We start from the raw sequence: 14,008 nt of genomic DNA on the forward strand, positions 1-14,008 counted from the left end.
TATAGAATTACGTCAGTTTGATCCGATATGATCGAATTTGTCGCGTTTGCGATGCCCGAACAGCAATTTACGTTCGAGATGGCGGCGCAGATCGGCATAATATGCTTCGAGGAACGCAAGGTCCGCGCCGTCGTCGGCGCGGCCAAGCTTGCGACGGATGGCGTTCGCTACGGCGAACAGGTCGGCGCGGTCGTTGCGGCGCAGAACATCCTCCAGTCGCTGCAATTCGAACGCGCCATAGGCGTCGAGTTCGGCGGAGGTAAACGGTGCGATGTGGCCGCGATCCTGTTCATGGGCGGTCTGGATCAGCAGATCTTCGCCCAGTTTCCGCACCTCGCGCTCGACGACCCAGGTCCCGGCGATCAGGTCGCCCGCGCGCAGGCGGTCGCGATTGAACAGCGGCAGGAACAGCAGGATCAGCGCCCAGCCGAGCGCCAGCACGGCGGTCCAGCGCGACGCCATCCCTTCAGCAAAGGCGAAGCCGAGGAACATCAGCGGCAGGAACACCTCGATCTCGCGCATCAGGTTACGCGCCAGCACCGCCGCACCGGTCAGCCGCGCGCCGTCCCGCGACACGACGCGCAGCTTCATCAGCCGTTTGCCGGGCGTCGCCGCGCGCCGGCCGGCTTCGTGGAGGACGAAGTAGAAATTGCGCAGCATGAAAAAGCCGAGCAGCCAGACGATCGCGTAGAGCGATTGCGCCCCTTTCGGTCCCCCGATCGCCAGCGCGGCGATCAGCAGCGAGGTACCGATCAGGATCAGCAGCATGAGGATCGCGTCGATCGTGAACGCCCCCGCGCGCGCACCGGCCGACCCCAGCCGCAGGTTCAGCGGTACCCCCTCCGGCGTGACCAGTTGCCGGTCGAGCGTGCGCGGCTGGCGGGGCTTGCGCGGTCGTTTAGCCACGACGGCCACCGAAGCTGAAATAGATGATCCACAGCGCCAGCATCCCGCCGCCGATCGCCAGACGCGCGCTGTCGTCGTTGACCAACTGCCGGGCGAACCCCTCCAGCAGGCCGGCGATCAGCAGCATCAGGATGACGCCGATCATCACGATCGCACCGCGCTGCCCGGCCTCCGCCGCCGCGGCCATGCGCGAACGATCGCCGGGAAAGGCGACGGCGCGGCCGATATGGATACCGGCCGCGCTGGCAAGCGCGATCGCGGCGATTTCGGTCGTCCCATGGATCATCAGCCACGCGAAGAGTCCCCAGCCGAGACCGTGCGGCACGAACGCGGCGAACATCGCCCCGCCCATCGCGCCATTCTGCACGGCAAGGATGATCGTCGGGATGGCGAACAGAAAGCCGAGGGCGAAGGCGAGAATCGACACTTGCGAATTATGGGTGAACAGCGAGGTGGCGAATATTTCCAGCGGAGCCTCGCCCGGCTTGCCGTAGAGCGATTCGCGCAACGTCGCAGGCGTCGCGTTCATGTCGCGTCCACCGGCGAGTTCGGGCGAGATCATCGCCGAATACCATGCCGGATCGGACCGGACGAGGTGATAGGCGGCAAACGCGCTCAGCAGCAGCAGCGCGGTAGCCAGCAGCAATTCCCACGCGATCGCGCGGACCGCGCGCGGCCAATGCGTTGTGAAGAACGCCTTTACCTGCCGGCCCCAGGGTTCGCGGGCGGAATAGAGCGCGAAATACGCGCGGGTCGACAGCGCCTCCAGATAGCCGACCAGCGATGCGTCGAGCGAGGTGGCGCGGGCGATCGAAAGTGACGAAAGTGTCGCGCGGTAGAGTCTTGGGAGGTCGATCAGGTCGGTGTCGGAGAGGCGGCGGGGGGACTTTGCCTCAAGTTTGTCGAGGAGTTCCTCGAGGCGCGCCCAGTCGGCCTCGCGTTCGGTGCGGAAATGATGGGCGCCGAAGTTGACACTCATCGTCCGCGCTCCCGGTGGCTGACATAGCGTTCGACCAGCGCGAGCGGCATCGCGTCCGCCGCCGCCTCGATCACGTCGATGCCCATCCGCCGCAGCCGTTCGACGACGATTGCCCGGTCGCGCAGCAGCATATGCGCGACATTGGCGCGCACGAGGTCGTCGGCGGTGTCGGGCACGGCATCGCGCAGTTCCTCCAGTTCGAGGTCGCGGAACAGCACGAACAGCACGCGGTGGCGCTTCAACATCCGCTGCGCGGCGCTGAGCAACAGTTCGGCGCTGGTTGTGTCGGTGAATTCGGTGAACAGCACGACCAGCGCGCGCCGGTCGAGCTTCTGGTCGAGGGTGACGAGGCCGAGCGTGTAATTGCTTTCCTCCACCCCGTAATCGATGTCGGCGGCGGCGTGATGCAACCGTGCGAATCCGCGCGTGCCGCCGGCGATGCTGCCGCTGTCGACCTGCGGCCGGGCAGCGAAGGAATAGAGCCGCACCCGGTCGCCCGATTTGAGTGCGACGAAGGCGGCGAGCAGCGCCGACGATACCGCGCGGTCGATGCGCGGCATGTCGCCGACCGGATCGGTCATCGCGCGGCCGGCATCGACCGCGAAGACGATCATATTGTCGCGTTCGGTATGAAATTCGCGTGCCAGCAGCGATGCGTGGCGCGCCGACGCCTTCCAGTCGATCGAACGGCGTTCCATGCCCGCCTGAAAATCGGTCAGAACCTGAAAATCCTGTCCGTCGCCGTGATCGCGGCGCAGCCGGTTGCCGACCGAAATGCTGTTGAGATACTGGCGCATCCCCTGATCGCGGACCGGGCGGATGTCGGGCAGGATGGCGATGGTGCGATCGGTCTTGCGGCTGACCTGTCGCCATGCCAGCCCCAAGGGGCCGATGCGGCGCGTCCACAGGCGGTGCAGCCGCGCCCGGCCGCGCCGGACCGCGCGATATTCGCCGGGGCTGCTGCGTTCGACCGGACCGTCGATCGCGGCGGCAAGATCGGCGCTGGCCAGCCGGAACGTCTCGCCGATGTTCAGCGTCGCCGGCAGGTCGGGCAGGGTCGTCGCCGGCTGTTTCGCCAACCATGCGTCGGCGACGATCAGCGCCAGGACGCCGATGATCCAGACCGGCGCGGCGATCCACGCCGCCGGGGCCAGCACGCCCAATGCGAGGCCGACCGGCGCGGCGAGCGCGGTCAGCTGGATCGCACGGGGGCTGGGGACGATCATCGCGGTGCTTCGACCGATGCGATCAGCCCGGCGACGACGTCGTCGATGCGGCGGCCATCGATCTCCGCGCTGGGCGACAGGATCAGGCGGTGGCGCAGCAGCGCGGGGGCGAGCGTCTTCACATCGTCGGGCAGGACGTAATCGCGCCCGTCGAGCGCCGCGCCGGCACGCGCCGCCGCCGCCAGCGCCGATGCGGCGCGCGGCGAGGCACCCGACGACAGGTCGCCATGTTCGCGGGTCGCACGGATCAGGCGGACGATATAGTCGATGACCTCGTCGGCCAGCCGTACTTGTCCGACCGCATCGATCGCGGCGGCGATCGTCCCGGCGTCGGCGACCCGTTCGACGCCCGAATCCTGCGGGGCGGGGGTGCCGGTGCGCGTGCCATATTGGGCGACGATCGCGCGTTCGGCGTCGAGCGTCGGCCAGCCGATCGCGATCTTGAACAGGAACCGGTCGAGCTGCGCTTCCGGCAGGGGATAGACGCCCTGTTGCTCGATCGGGTTCTGCGTCGCGACGACGGTGAAACGGTCCGACAGCTGCTCGGTGCGACCGTCGATGGTGATGCGGCGTTCCTGCATCGCCTCCAGCAGCGCGGCCTGCGTCTTGGGCGGGGTGCGGTTGATCTCGTCCGCCAGCAGCACTTCGCAGAACACCGGCCCACGGGTCAGCGCGAATTGCGACGTCTGGAAATTGAACAGGTTGGAGCCGATGATATCACCGGGCATCAGGTCGGGCGTGAACTGGATGCGCCCGAAATCGAGGCCCAATGTCCGCGCGAAACTCTGCGCCAGCAGCGTCTTGGCGGTGCCCGGCGGTCCTTCGAGCAGGACGTGACCGGCGGAGAACAGCGCGATGGTGAGCAGGCGCACGGCGTCCGCCTGTCCCACCACCGCCTTGCTGATCTCCCGGTCGATCGCCGATCCCAGCGACCGTACCTCGTCGAGCGTCATGCGCCTGTTTCCTTCTTCCATATGTGCAGGTCCCTCGCCGCGGCCAATGCTTCGTGTTCGCTGCGGGCATCGCGCAGGCGGCGGTCGATGTCGGAATAGCCGGGGTGGATGCGGTCGAGCCGTTCGGGCGAGGGGATTTCCCCGGCCAGCAACCGCCGCGACGTCACCTCCAGCATCGTATCGGCATAGCGTTCGCCGGCCTGCGCGGTGCGCCGCGCCAGCCGGGACAGCGCGACGATATTGTCGATCAGCGCGCGCTTGCCGAGCGCCAGCCCGCGCGGATCGGCGACCGGCGGGCCGAAGCGCCCGGCAGCGGCGATGCCGGCAAGGATGGCAGCGGCGATCAGGGCAAGGGTGACGCCAAGGAACGGCGGCAGGAACAGCAGCTTGACCAGATTGCGGTCGCCGCGCGTGTAGTGCAGCGACCGGTCGAATACGGCGCGGCCATGATGTTCGGGATCGATCGCGCGCAGCATCGCCAGCGCGGCCTTCGCGTTGCGTTCGTCGGCCATGGCGCGGTTGTTGACCAGATCGGGATCGACCAGCACGAAGGTATCGCTGCTGCCGACCTGCCCCAGCACCGCTGCGCCGTCGCGGGCGACGATCAGCGGTTCGACGGTCTCGCCCTTTACCGCATATAACGGTCGGTCGGGGACGGCGAAGGAGCGGATTTCGGTATAGTCAGCGCTGACGCCGACATCTTCGCGGTCCTCGACATGCCAGTCGACGTCGGCCGGAACCAGTTTCTGGATGCGCGCCATGTCGACCGTGCCGGTGCGGCGGACCTTTCCACCCCCGAGCGGGATCGCCTCCGTCTGCCATTTCGGCAGGATGATGAGGGTCGGATAGCGGTCGAACGGTTCGTCGTCGCCGCTGTCTTCCATCGCTGCGTCGGCGAGCGAGATGCGACGGTCGACGATCGCCTTGACGTCTTCGGGACGGGTGGCGTTGGTCGGCGTCAGGATGACGATGGCGGGATTGTTCAGCGTATCGGCATCGTTGCGGCCGGGCGGCTGTACCGCATCGACCAGCCGCTTGAACGCGTGATAGCCGGCACCGTCCTTGCGATCGGCGGCCGGGGCATCGCCGACGGCGCGCGACAGTTCGTCGCCGAACCCCGACATCAGGATCGACGCGAGCAGCAGCAGCGCGCCGCCGATGACGAGGAGGATGACGGTACGGACCGCGAAGGGCGACGACGGGTTCACTTGGCCCCCCGCAGCGCGAAGCCGGCATAGTCGGCGCGGGCCTGATGCCAGTCGCCTTCGCCAAGAGCGCGGCCGCCGAACAGGCTGCGTTCTACCGCCGCGACGATGCCGGCGAACACCACGCGCGCCGCCGGGGGCAGCGCATCGGCGCGGGCGATGTCGCGGCTGGTATCGGCGGGGCGGACCACGTCGCCGCGCCATGCGGTGATATCGTCGATGCTGCGGAAGAGGAGCAGGTGGACCGCTTCGTCGAACCGCCCGGCGGCGGCGAGTGTGTCGGCATCCTCCAGCAGGGCGCGGGCGCGGGTTTCGGTCGGGGCCCATTGCGGTTCGTCCACCGTTGCGGCCGTGCGCCCGAAGCGTTCGCGCACCCAGTCGCGAAGGCCGGGGAACAGTGCGAAGACCAGCGTAACGACGATGACGATGCCGATGATCCACAGGATCAGCCGCCATCCGCCGCCGACCCACTCGATGAAATCACCGATCGCGCGCAGGACCGGTTCCAGCCAGCCGGGCGGCGGATCGCGCGGCTCGATCGCCTTTTCGGGCAGATTGAACTGGATCGACGGATCGGCGTGGATCGTCTTCCAAGCGGCGCTGACACGCTCGGAATCGATCGCGGGCGGTGCCGACGCGGCATTGTTCACGCTGTTCGCGATCTGCCCCCGCGCCACGTCCGTCCTTTCGGTACGCCCCCGCGGCGTGTGCCCTGCTTGGAGCAAATCGCCGATTTACATGCAACGCTTTTCCACCCAGACTTTGGGTCGACGCCGGGGGCGGCGTTGTGGGGGGATGTAACGAATGCTGGCATTCGGGGTGCTGATCTTATCGCTGCCGCTTATCTTGCTGGCGATCGCGCTGGGCGGGGCATGGATGGAGGGGCGGCGGTCGCCCTATAGTTTCGGCATCGGTCGGGTGATTTCGAACGCGTTCGGTGCGATCGGTGGTGCCCCATTGGCGCTGCTGGCGGCCAGCGCAGTGCTGAACGCGCCGATGCAGTTCCTCCTGCCGACGATGGCACAGCGCATGGGCGACGCGGCAGCAATTGAGGGGCTGTTCTATTCGATGGCGCCGCTATGGTTGATCTGGTTGTTCGTCTATCCCTTCATCAAGCTGTTCATGATGGGGATCGCCCTCGATACGCTAGCCGGCCGGCCGATTGAGTTCGGTGCGATGCTGCGCATGGCGTTGCGGCGGACGCTGCCGGCGCTGGCGCTGCTTATCCTGTTCGGCATCGCGCTGGCGGTCGGCTTCGTGTTGCTGGTGGTTCCGGGGATTATCCTCGGGCTGACGTGGTTCATCGTCCTGCCGGTCATGGCTGGCGAGGGGCGCGGCATCTTCGACTGTTTCGGACGGAGCGCCGACTTGCTGCGCGGGATGCGGTGGCGGCTGTTGCTGCTGATCCTGATCGCGGTCGTCCTGTGGATGATGGCCAGTGGCCTGATGCAGGGGATCGCGCTGGCGGCCGGGGGCGCGCAGAATCTGTGGCTGGTGGCCGGCGTGCAGGCGGTGTTCGCCACGTTGATCGGCGTACTGACGACGACCGGCACCGCCGCCGTCTATCACGAAGTGCGGACCGCCAAGGAGGGTATGGGCAGCCATGACCTCGAAGCGGTGTTCGCCTGACATATCAAAAGGGGAGTAAGGCGTGATCCGAACGTTGACGATGGTGGCGCTCGCCGCCGGGCTGGTCGCCTGTACCGGTGACAAGGGCGAGGTCCGCTCGGCTTCGGCCGATGCGCCGGCGGGCAAGGGCAAGGGGCCGGGCGCGGGCAAGGGATATGACCATGATCCCTATCCGTCGACCTATCACGCCTATCCGGGGCGGGCGACGCTGGTGACCAACGTCACCATCTATGACGGGGAAGGCGGGCGGATCGATCGCGGTTCGGTGCTGTTCCGCGACGGCAAGATCGTCGAGGTCGCTCAATCGATCGCCCCGGCCGAGGGCGTGAGCGTGATCGACGGGCAGGGCAAATGGGTGACCCCCGGCATCATCGACGTGCACAGCCATCTGGGCGATTATCCCAGCCCCGGCGTCGAGGCGCATAGCGACGGCAACGAGATGACCGGGCCGGTCACCGCCGATGTCTGGGCCGAACACAGTGTCTGGCCACAGGACCCCGGTTTCTCGCGCGCGCTGACCAATGGCGGGGTGACGACGCTGCAGGTGCTGCCGGGCTCGGCGAACCTGATGGGCGGTCGGTCGGTGACGCTGAAAAACGTCTATGGCCGCACGATGCAGGCGATGAAGTTCCCCGGCGCGCCCTATGGCCTGAAGATGGCATGCGGCGAGAATCCCAAGCGCGTCTATGGGTCGAAGGGGCGGATGCCGTCGACCCGGATGGGCAATCTGGCGGTCGATCGCGCGACGTGGCTGCGCGCAAAGGAATATGATCGCAAATGGGACAAGTATGAGGCCGATGGCGGCGAAGCGCCGTCCCGCGACCTTGCGATGGACACGCTGCGCGGGGTGCTCGACGGCGAGATCCTCGTCCACAACCACTGCTACCGCGCCGACGAAATGGCCATCGTCATGGATATGGCGCAGGAGATGGGGTACAAGGTCACCGCGTTCCACCATGCCGTCGAAAGCTACAAGATCGCCGACCTGTTGAAGGCGCGCGGCGTGTGTTCGGCGGTGTGGGCCGACTGGTATGGCTTCAAGATGGAAAGCTATGACGCGATCGGCGAAAATCTGCCGATCCTCGACCGGCAGGGCGCGTGCGCGATGATCCATTCGGACAGCGAAAACGGCATCCAGCGGCTCAATCAGGAAGTGGCCAAGGTCATGGCGTCGGCCAGGCGTGCCGGCATGGCGGTGACCCCCGAACATGCGTGGACGTGGCTGGGCATCAATCCGGCGCGGGCGCTGGGCATCGACAAGGTTACGGGCTCGCTGAAGGCGGGCAAGATGGCCGATGTCGTGCTGTGGAACGGCGATCCGTTCAGCGTCTATACCCGCCCGCAGATGGTGTGGGTCGACGGGGCGCTGCTGTACGATGCGAATAATCCGAGACTGCGGCCGGTGTCCGATTTCGAACTTGGCCAGCCCGGCGAAGGGGATGTGAAGTGAAGCGCCTGATCCTTGCCACGCTGCTGGCCGGCTGCACCGCTTTTCCCGCCGCTGCGCAGGACGTGACGATCACCAATGCCCGGCTGGTGCTGGGCGACGGATCGGCCCCGGTCGAGGGCGGCACCGTCGTCATTCGCGGCGGGCGGGTCGTGTCGGCCGGACGCGGGGCTGCCGCTGCCGGGGGCAAGACGATCGATGCCGGTGGGCGCTATGTCACGCCGGGCATCGTCGCGGGCTTCACCCGGCTGGGCATCGTCGAGGTCGACGGCGTGGGACCGACCAACGACGCTTCGGCGCGCGAGAGCGTGTTCAATGCCGGGCTGGACGTGACCGCCGGGCTGAACCCGCGCGCGACGCCGATCGCGATCAACCGCACCGACGGCGTTACCCGCGCGGTGGTCGCGCCCGACAATGGCGGGTCGATCTTCGCCGGGCAGGGCGCGGTGATCGATCTGGGCAACGACATGGACGCGGTCACGCGTCCGCGCGCCTTCCAGTTCATGGAATGGGGCGAGGCCGGCGCGCGTGCGGCGGGCGGCAGCCGGCCGGCGGCGATGGCCATGTTCCGCAATGCCTTGTTCGAGGCGCAGGCCTATGGCCGCAATCCGGCGGGCTTCGCCGATCGCGGCAAGGAAGCGTTGCTGACCCGTGCCGATGCGCTGGCGTTGCAGGACGTGCTGTCGGGGAAGGTGCCGCTGCTGATCCATGTCGAACGCGCGTCCGACATCCTCGGCGTGTTGGCGCTGAAGCGCGAGTTCGCGGGGCTGAAGCCGGTGCTGGTCGGCGCGGCCGAAGGCTGGACGGTCGCGCAGCAGATCGCGGCGGCGGGCGTGCCGGTGCTGGCGAGTGCGCTCGCCGACCTGCCGGCCAGCTTCGAGCAGCTGGCGGCGACCCAGTCCAACATCGGCCGGATGAAGGCGGCCGGCGTCACCGTCGGCATCGGCATGATCGGCGACGATGAATCGCGGCAGGCCCGGCTGGTGCGGCAATATGCCGGCAATCTGGTCGCGCTGTCGAAGATTCCGGGCGCGGCCGGGCTGGACTGGGGCGCGGCGTTCGCGACGATCACGTCGCTGCCGGCCCGCGCGATCGGCATGGACGGCGAGATCGGAACGCTGGGCGCCGGACGACGCGGCGACGTGGTGATCTGGGACGGCGATCCGCTGGAAATCGGGTCGGTCCCGACGCAGCTGTTCATCGACGGTGTCGAACAGCCGCTGACCAACCGCCAGACGCGCCTGCGCGACCGCTATCTGGTGCCGCAGGAACAGGGGCTGCCCAAGGCGTATCAGCGCTGAGCATGGGAACCGTCGGCGCGGTCGTCGATTGTCCGGAACGGACAGCGGCCGGGTTGGCGGTGCCTTTTGGGAGATGGACTATGCGTGCGTTGCTCGTGATGCTGGGTGGATCGCTGATGCTGGCGGCGTGCGGACCGAGCGCCGAGCAGCAGGCGGCCGCCAATCAGGCGGCGATCGCGAATTCGCAGGAAGCGCAGGAAATGACGGCGAAGGTCGATGCGCTGGCACCCGGCCAGCGCGAAGGCGTGTTCATCCGCGCGATCCGCGACGCCGGGTTGCCCTGCCAAGGCGTGACCGCGTCCGAACGCGGCGAAAAGCCGGGCAGCTGGGTCGCGACCTGTCAGGAAGGATCGCGGCATATCATCACCTTCGGTGCGAACGGGATGGCGAACGTGACGAGCTTTACGCCGCAACCAGCGGCGGCGCGGTAGTTCTGGCTGACGTAGTGGCGTTGTCTTTGCCGGGGACCCCGGAACAGGTCGTCCGTCGGCGAAAGTCGCGCGCTTAACCAAAGAATGATCGTACCCCCGCGCAGGCGGGGGGGCCAGAGCCAAACAGAACAAGGACTTGCGCTTGGAACCCTGGACCCCCGCCTGCGCGGGGGTACGGCAAGGGGAGGGGGTCGGGACTTTTGTGAGGTCTCAGGCAAGTCCGGGGTGACGGTGATGAAACGGGCTTCGGTTCCACAAGCACAACGGCTCCGCAGGACCAGCGGACCGGCTCGTAACCACCGCCCGCCCGCATCGCATCCGGTTCGGAGGTAACGCTACTCCGAAAGGGACGCGGTTGTCCTGTTCCAACGCTAAACGCTGCGGCATCAGCGTCGCATCGCGGGCTGGTGGGAACGGGCATGACGGGGTTGGTGGATTCGGCGACGGCGGTAATGCGGATGGCGCAGGCCCGGCTGGACGTTGCGGCGCATAATATCGCGAACGTGGCGACGCCGGGGTATAAGCGGCGGATCGGCTTTGCCGATACCGTCGCGGCGCGCAGCGAAGTCGCGCTGGCGACGCGGATCGATGGTGCGCAGGCGTCGCTGACCGAAACCGGCAATCCGTTCGATCTCGCGATCAGCGGCGACGGATATTTCCGGGTCCGCGACGGTGAGCGCACCCTTTATACGCGGCAGGGGCAGTTCCGCCGCGATGTCGACGGGCTGCTGGTCACGCCGCAAGGCTATGTCCTGCAACAGGCGGGCGGCGGCGATCTGGTGCTCGACGGCGCGAAGATCGACCTTGCCCGCATCGCCGTCGAACGCTGCGACGATCCGGTGGGGCTGACGGCGGTCGGCGAAAGCTTCTTTGCCGGGCAGGCGATGATCGAGACCGACGGTGCCGAGGTGCGGTCGGGGATGCTCGAACCGTCGAACGTCACGCTGGGCGACGAAATGACCCAGACGATGGTCGCGATGCGACAGGCGGAAAGCGGCGCGCGGCTGATCCAGCTATACGACGAATTGATGGGCCGCGCCGCCGCCACCTTCGGAGGCAAAGGATGAGCGACGCCTATCAGATCGGCGCGATCGGGTTGCGCACCCAGCAATTGGCGCTGGACGCGATCGCCAACAATATCTCGAACATCAACACGCCTGCGTTCAAGCGGTCGGAAGTGCGCTTTGCCGATGTCGTCGCCAGCCGGCCCGACGCGACGTTGCTGCCCGCCGATCTGCAATCGGCGGCACCGACCCTGGCCGGGGTGGCGCTGGATTTGCAATTCATGCTGAACGATCCGGGCGAGTTGCAACGGACCGGCGCGGCGATGGACGTGGCGATCGACGGTGCGGGCTTCATCGAATTGATGGGGCCAGAGGGGCAGAGTGTGCTGTGGCGCGGTGGCCGGCTGAAGGTCGGCGACGATGGCGCGCTGATAGGGGCAGGCGGGTTTGCGCTGAAGGCCAACATCACCGTGCCCGACGATGTGACCGCCCTGTCGATCGCCGCTGACGGTACCGTGCGCGCGCAGGGAGCGGACGGGGCCGCCCCGGTCGAACTGGGGCAGATACGGCTGGTCCGGCTGAACGACGCGGATGGCGTTACCCGGTTGGACGGCGGACTGTACCGAGTCGCCGACGGCGCGCGGCCGGAGGAACTGGTGCCGGGCGAGGATGGTGTCGGACAGGTGGTTCAGGGCGCGGTCGAGCGGTCGAACGTGCAACTGACCGAGGAGATGGTGCGCATGATGCTGGTCCAGCGCGCCTATGCGGCGAATGCGCAGATCCTGCAGGCGGCCGACCAGATGATGGGGATCGCGAACACGCTGCGGCGCTGACGCGGACACGGGGAACAGACAATGCTGATGACGGTGGCGGCCGGGCTGATGCTCGTAGCCGAAGCGAAGGTGCGCGTGCGCGAGGTGACGCTGGCCGATCTGGTGCAGGGTGCCGGAGAGGCGGGCCGGCAGGTCGTGCTGCGCCTGCCGGTCGGGCGGCGGCAGTTGACGCTGCCGGTGGCAACGGTCGCGGCGATGGTGCGGCGCGTGACCGGAGTACAGGTCGGCGGGACCGGGAACGTCGCCATCACCTTGTCTGCGCCTGCGCCGGTGCGGCGCGACTGGACGCCCGAGCCGGCCCTGCCGCGCGGTAGCGAACTGACGCTGCGATCGGTGGCGGGGCCGGTCGCGATCGAGCGGCCGGTGACGACGCTGCAACCCGGGCGGTCGAGGCGCTCGGTGTTCGTGCGCGACGGGCAGGGACAGGTATTTGCCGCGCCGCTCGCGATCGGCGACGACCTCTATCGCCCCGGCGGCTGGGGCGCGCTCGCCACCGATCAGCGCGCGGCACAGGTCGGCGATGCGCTGACCATCGTCGTCTACCAGAGCGCCGATGCCAGCAACTCGGCCCAGAATGCGACGCGCAAGGCGACCGACCTGTCGGCATCGATCGACGCGGGACCGGTCGGCGAGGGTGGTCGCGCGGCATTGGGCGGCGGCTTTACCGGGCGCGGCGAAGCGCGACGCAGCGAGCGGCTGGTCACGCGGCTGAGCGCGACGGTCAGCGCGGTGCTGCCCAATGGCGACCTGATCGTGACCGGGCGGCAACGCATGGCGATCAACGGCGAGCGGACCGAGGTCAGGGTGCGCGGGCGGATCCGTGTGGCCGATATCGGGCCGGACAACAGCATATTGTCGTCGCGCATTGCCGATGCCGAGATCGATTATGGCGGGCGCGGCTTCGTGTCGCGGGGTAGCCGGCCGGGGCTGCTCAACCGCCTGTTCGGCGCGCTGGGGCTCGGCTGATGCGGTTCGCTTGTCTTCTTGCGCCGTTGTTGCTGCTGGCCGGGCCGGCGAGCGCGCAGTCGGTACCGATCAAGGCACTCGGCCGGTTCGATGGCTGGCGGCAGAATGCGCTGGTCGGATACGGGCTGGTCGTCGGTCTGTCGGGATCGGGCGATACGCGGCGCAGCGTGGTGACGCGGCAGGCGCTGCGCAACGTCCTCAACCGGCTGGGCACCAATGTTGCCGAGGCGGAGATCAGCAGCCGCAACGTCGCGGTGGTGATGGTGACCGGCATGTTGCCACCATCGGCCAATGTCGGCGACCGCATCGACGCGACGATCGCGTCGATCGGCGATGCGCGCAGTCTGGCCGGCGGTACGCTGGTGATGACGCCGCTGCTGGGGCCGGATGGCAAGCCCTATGCGCTGGCGCAGGGGCCGCTCTTCGTCGGCGGGCATCGCTTCGACAGCGATCTGAACCGTGAGCAGCGCAACTATCCGACTTCCGCGATCCTCGAAGGCGGGGCGACGATCGAAATGGCGGTCGACAGCAACATCCTGAAGCCCGGCGGGGAAGTGTCGTTCCTGCTGGCCGACCCCAGTTTCGAAACCGCCGAGCGCGTGGCGGCGGGGATCGTGCGGCGCTTCGGCGCGGGGGTCGCGTGGGCGCGGAATGCCGATGAGGTGCGGGTGCGCTATGGCGGCGGTGCCGCGGGGCTGACCGGGTTTCTGGCGGCGATCGAGAATGTCGGGGTAGAACCGGCGGCGACGCGGCGGGTGGTCATCAACGAACGCACCGGCACCGTCGTGGCGGGCGGCGACGTAACGCTGTCGTCGGTCGTGATCGCGCAGGGCGACATCAAGGTGTCGGTCGTCGCCGACAATTTCGCGTCGCAGCCCGATTTTTATGCCGGCTTCGCGAGCGATGTCGAGGCGGGTGCGGGCGTGCGCAGCCTGATCGTCACCAATACCAAGCTGGACGTGCGGCAGGGCAGCGGCGACGCGACGATCCGCTTCGGCAACACCACCATCGCCGATCTGGTGCAAGGCCTGTCGCGCGCGCGCGTCGATACCCAGCGGATGATCGGCATCCTGCAGGCCATCAAGGCCGCGGGCGCGCTGCACGCCGACCTGATCGTAAAGTGAGGAA

At 67.8% G+C, this 14,008-nt stretch carries 14 protein-coding genes; 8 read left to right on the forward strand and 6 right to left on the reverse strand.

The features are described from left to right. Window positions 1–12 precede the first annotated feature (12 nt). Genes ASE50_RS02255 through ASE50_RS02280 form a run of 6 tightly spaced genes read right to left on the reverse strand, consistent with a single transcriptional unit; the run spans window position 13 to window position 5,946 of the window. Window positions 13–915, reverse strand: a complete 903-nt coding sequence (locus ASE50_RS02255) for an RDD family protein (RefSeq protein WP_056394945.1) — start codon at window positions 913–915, stop codon at window positions 13–15. Beyond that, entirely contained in the window at window positions 899–1,885 is a 987-nt protein-coding gene (locus ASE50_RS02260) for a stage II sporulation protein M (protein ID WP_056394947.1), read from the reverse strand. Before ASE50_RS02260 ends, ASE50_RS02255 begins: the two co-directional genes overlap by 17 nt. Next, on the reverse strand, window positions 1,882–3,111 hold the full coding sequence (locus ASE50_RS02265) for a DUF58 domain-containing protein (RefSeq protein ID WP_056394948.1): 1,230 nt from the start codon (window positions 3,109–3,111) through the stop codon (window positions 1,882–1,884). Before ASE50_RS02265 ends, ASE50_RS02260 begins: the two co-directional genes overlap by 4 nt. Next, window positions 3,108–4,064, reverse strand: a complete 957-nt coding sequence (locus ASE50_RS02270) for an AAA family ATPase (protein ID WP_056394951.1) — start codon at window positions 4,062–4,064, stop codon at window positions 3,108–3,110. Before ASE50_RS02270 ends, ASE50_RS02265 begins: the two co-directional genes overlap by 4 nt. Next, the gene (locus ASE50_RS02275; protein ID WP_056394953.1) at window positions 4,061–5,272 is read right to left on the reverse strand and encodes a hypothetical protein; all 1,212 of its coding nucleotides are present in this window, start codon (window positions 5,270–5,272) and stop codon (window positions 4,061–4,063) included. The genes ASE50_RS02270 and ASE50_RS02275 overlap by 4 nt, the downstream gene beginning before the upstream one ends. Continuing rightward, window positions 5,269–5,946: a DUF4129 domain-containing protein gene (locus ASE50_RS02280; RefSeq protein ID WP_056394955.1), complete on the reverse strand. Its 678-nt coding sequence runs from the start codon at window positions 5,944–5,946 to the stop codon at window positions 5,269–5,271. The genes ASE50_RS02275 and ASE50_RS02280 overlap by 4 nt, the downstream gene beginning before the upstream one ends. 127 nt (window positions 5,947–6,073) lie before the next feature. On the opposite strand from ASE50_RS02280, the gene ASE50_RS02285 reads away from it, so the two are divergent. From ASE50_RS02285 to flgI, 8 genes are all read left to right on the forward strand, one after another. Beyond that, a complete protein-coding gene (locus ASE50_RS02285) occupies window positions 6,074–6,898 on the forward strand; it encodes a hypothetical protein (RefSeq protein ID WP_056394958.1) in 825 nt (274 codons plus the stop codon). A gap of 40 nt (window positions 6,899–6,938) precedes the next feature. Next, on the forward strand, window positions 6,939–8,348 hold the full coding sequence (locus ASE50_RS02290; protein ID WP_056394960.1) for an amidohydrolase: 1,410 nt from the start codon (window positions 6,939–6,941) through the stop codon (window positions 8,346–8,348). Further along, window positions 8,345–9,646, forward strand: coding sequence for an amidohydrolase family protein (locus ASE50_RS02295; protein WP_056394962.1), 1,302 nt, complete (start codon window positions 8,345–8,347; stop codon window positions 9,644–9,646). Before ASE50_RS02290 ends, ASE50_RS02295 begins: the two co-directional genes overlap by 4 nt. Before the next feature lie 80 nt (window positions 9,647–9,726). Beyond that, window positions 9,727–10,077 carry a hypothetical protein gene (locus ASE50_RS02300; RefSeq protein WP_056394964.1) on the forward strand — a complete coding sequence of 117 codons (351 nt, stop codon included), beginning with the start codon at window positions 9,727–9,729 and terminating at the stop codon, window positions 10,075–10,077. Window positions 10,078–10,496: 419 nt separating this feature from the next. Continuing rightward, a complete protein-coding gene (locus ASE50_RS02305; RefSeq protein WP_056394969.1) occupies window positions 10,497–11,144 on the forward strand; it encodes a flagellar hook-basal body protein in 648 nt (215 codons plus the stop codon). Beyond that, window positions 11,141–11,914, forward strand: a complete 774-nt coding sequence (locus ASE50_RS02310) for a flagellar hook-basal body protein (RefSeq protein WP_056394970.1) — start codon at window positions 11,141–11,143, stop codon at window positions 11,912–11,914. Before ASE50_RS02305 ends, ASE50_RS02310 begins: the two co-directional genes overlap by 4 nt. A gap of 21 nt (window positions 11,915–11,935) precedes the next feature. Continuing rightward, window positions 11,936–12,880: a flagellar basal body L-ring protein FlgH gene (locus ASE50_RS02315; RefSeq protein ID WP_056394973.1), complete on the forward strand. Its 945-nt coding sequence runs from the start codon at window positions 11,936–11,938 to the stop codon at window positions 12,878–12,880. Continuing rightward, a complete protein-coding gene (gene flgI / locus ASE50_RS02320; protein WP_082438731.1) occupies window positions 12,880–14,004 on the forward strand; it encodes a flagellar basal body P-ring protein FlgI in 1,125 nt (374 codons plus the stop codon). Before ASE50_RS02315 ends, flgI begins: the two co-directional genes overlap by 1 nt. Window positions 14,005–14,008: the final 4 nt, after the last annotated feature.

It is taken from the genome of Sphingomonas sp. Leaf5 (assembly GCF_001421155.1).
Lineage (GTDB): Bacteria > Pseudomonadota > Alphaproteobacteria > Sphingomonadales > Sphingomonadaceae > Sphingomonas.

What these genes read in the sequence shown, in the direction of transcription:
- ASE50_RS02270 (WP_056394951.1), bottom strand. Translation starts at nt 4,064, where the DNA reads ATGACGCTCGACGAGGTACGGTCGCTGGGATCGGCGATCGACCGGGAG.
- ASE50_RS02310 (WP_056394970.1), top strand. Translation starts at nt 11,141, where the DNA reads ATGAGCGACGCCTATCAGATCGGCGCGATCGGGTTGCGCACCCAGCAA.
- ASE50_RS02305 (WP_056394969.1), top strand. Translation starts at nt 10,497, where the DNA reads ATGACGGGGTTGGTGGATTCGGCGACGGCGGTAATGCGGATGGCGCAG.
- ASE50_RS02315 (WP_056394973.1), top strand. Translation starts at nt 11,936, where the DNA reads ATGCTGATGACGGTGGCGGCCGGGCTGATGCTCGTAGCCGAAGCGAAG.
- ASE50_RS02265 (WP_056394948.1), bottom strand. Translation starts at nt 3,111, where the DNA reads ATGATCGTCCCCAGCCCCCGTGCGATCCAGCTGACCGCGCTCGCCGCG.
- ASE50_RS02290 (WP_056394960.1), top strand. Translation starts at nt 6,939, where the DNA reads ATGGTGGCGCTCGCCGCCGGGCTGGTCGCCTGTACCGGTGACAAGGGC.
- flgI (WP_082438731.1), top strand. Translation starts at nt 12,880, where the DNA reads ATGCGGTTCGCTTGTCTTCTTGCGCCGTTGTTGCTGCTGGCCGGGCCG.
- ASE50_RS02260 (WP_056394947.1), bottom strand. Translation starts at nt 1,885, where the DNA reads ATGAGTGTCAACTTCGGCGCCCATCATTTCCGCACCGAACGCGAGGCC.
- ASE50_RS02285 (WP_056394958.1), top strand. Translation starts at nt 6,074, where the DNA reads ATGCTGGCATTCGGGGTGCTGATCTTATCGCTGCCGCTTATCTTGCTG.
- ASE50_RS02300 (WP_056394964.1), top strand. Translation starts at nt 9,727, where the DNA reads ATGCGTGCGTTGCTCGTGATGCTGGGTGGATCGCTGATGCTGGCGGCG.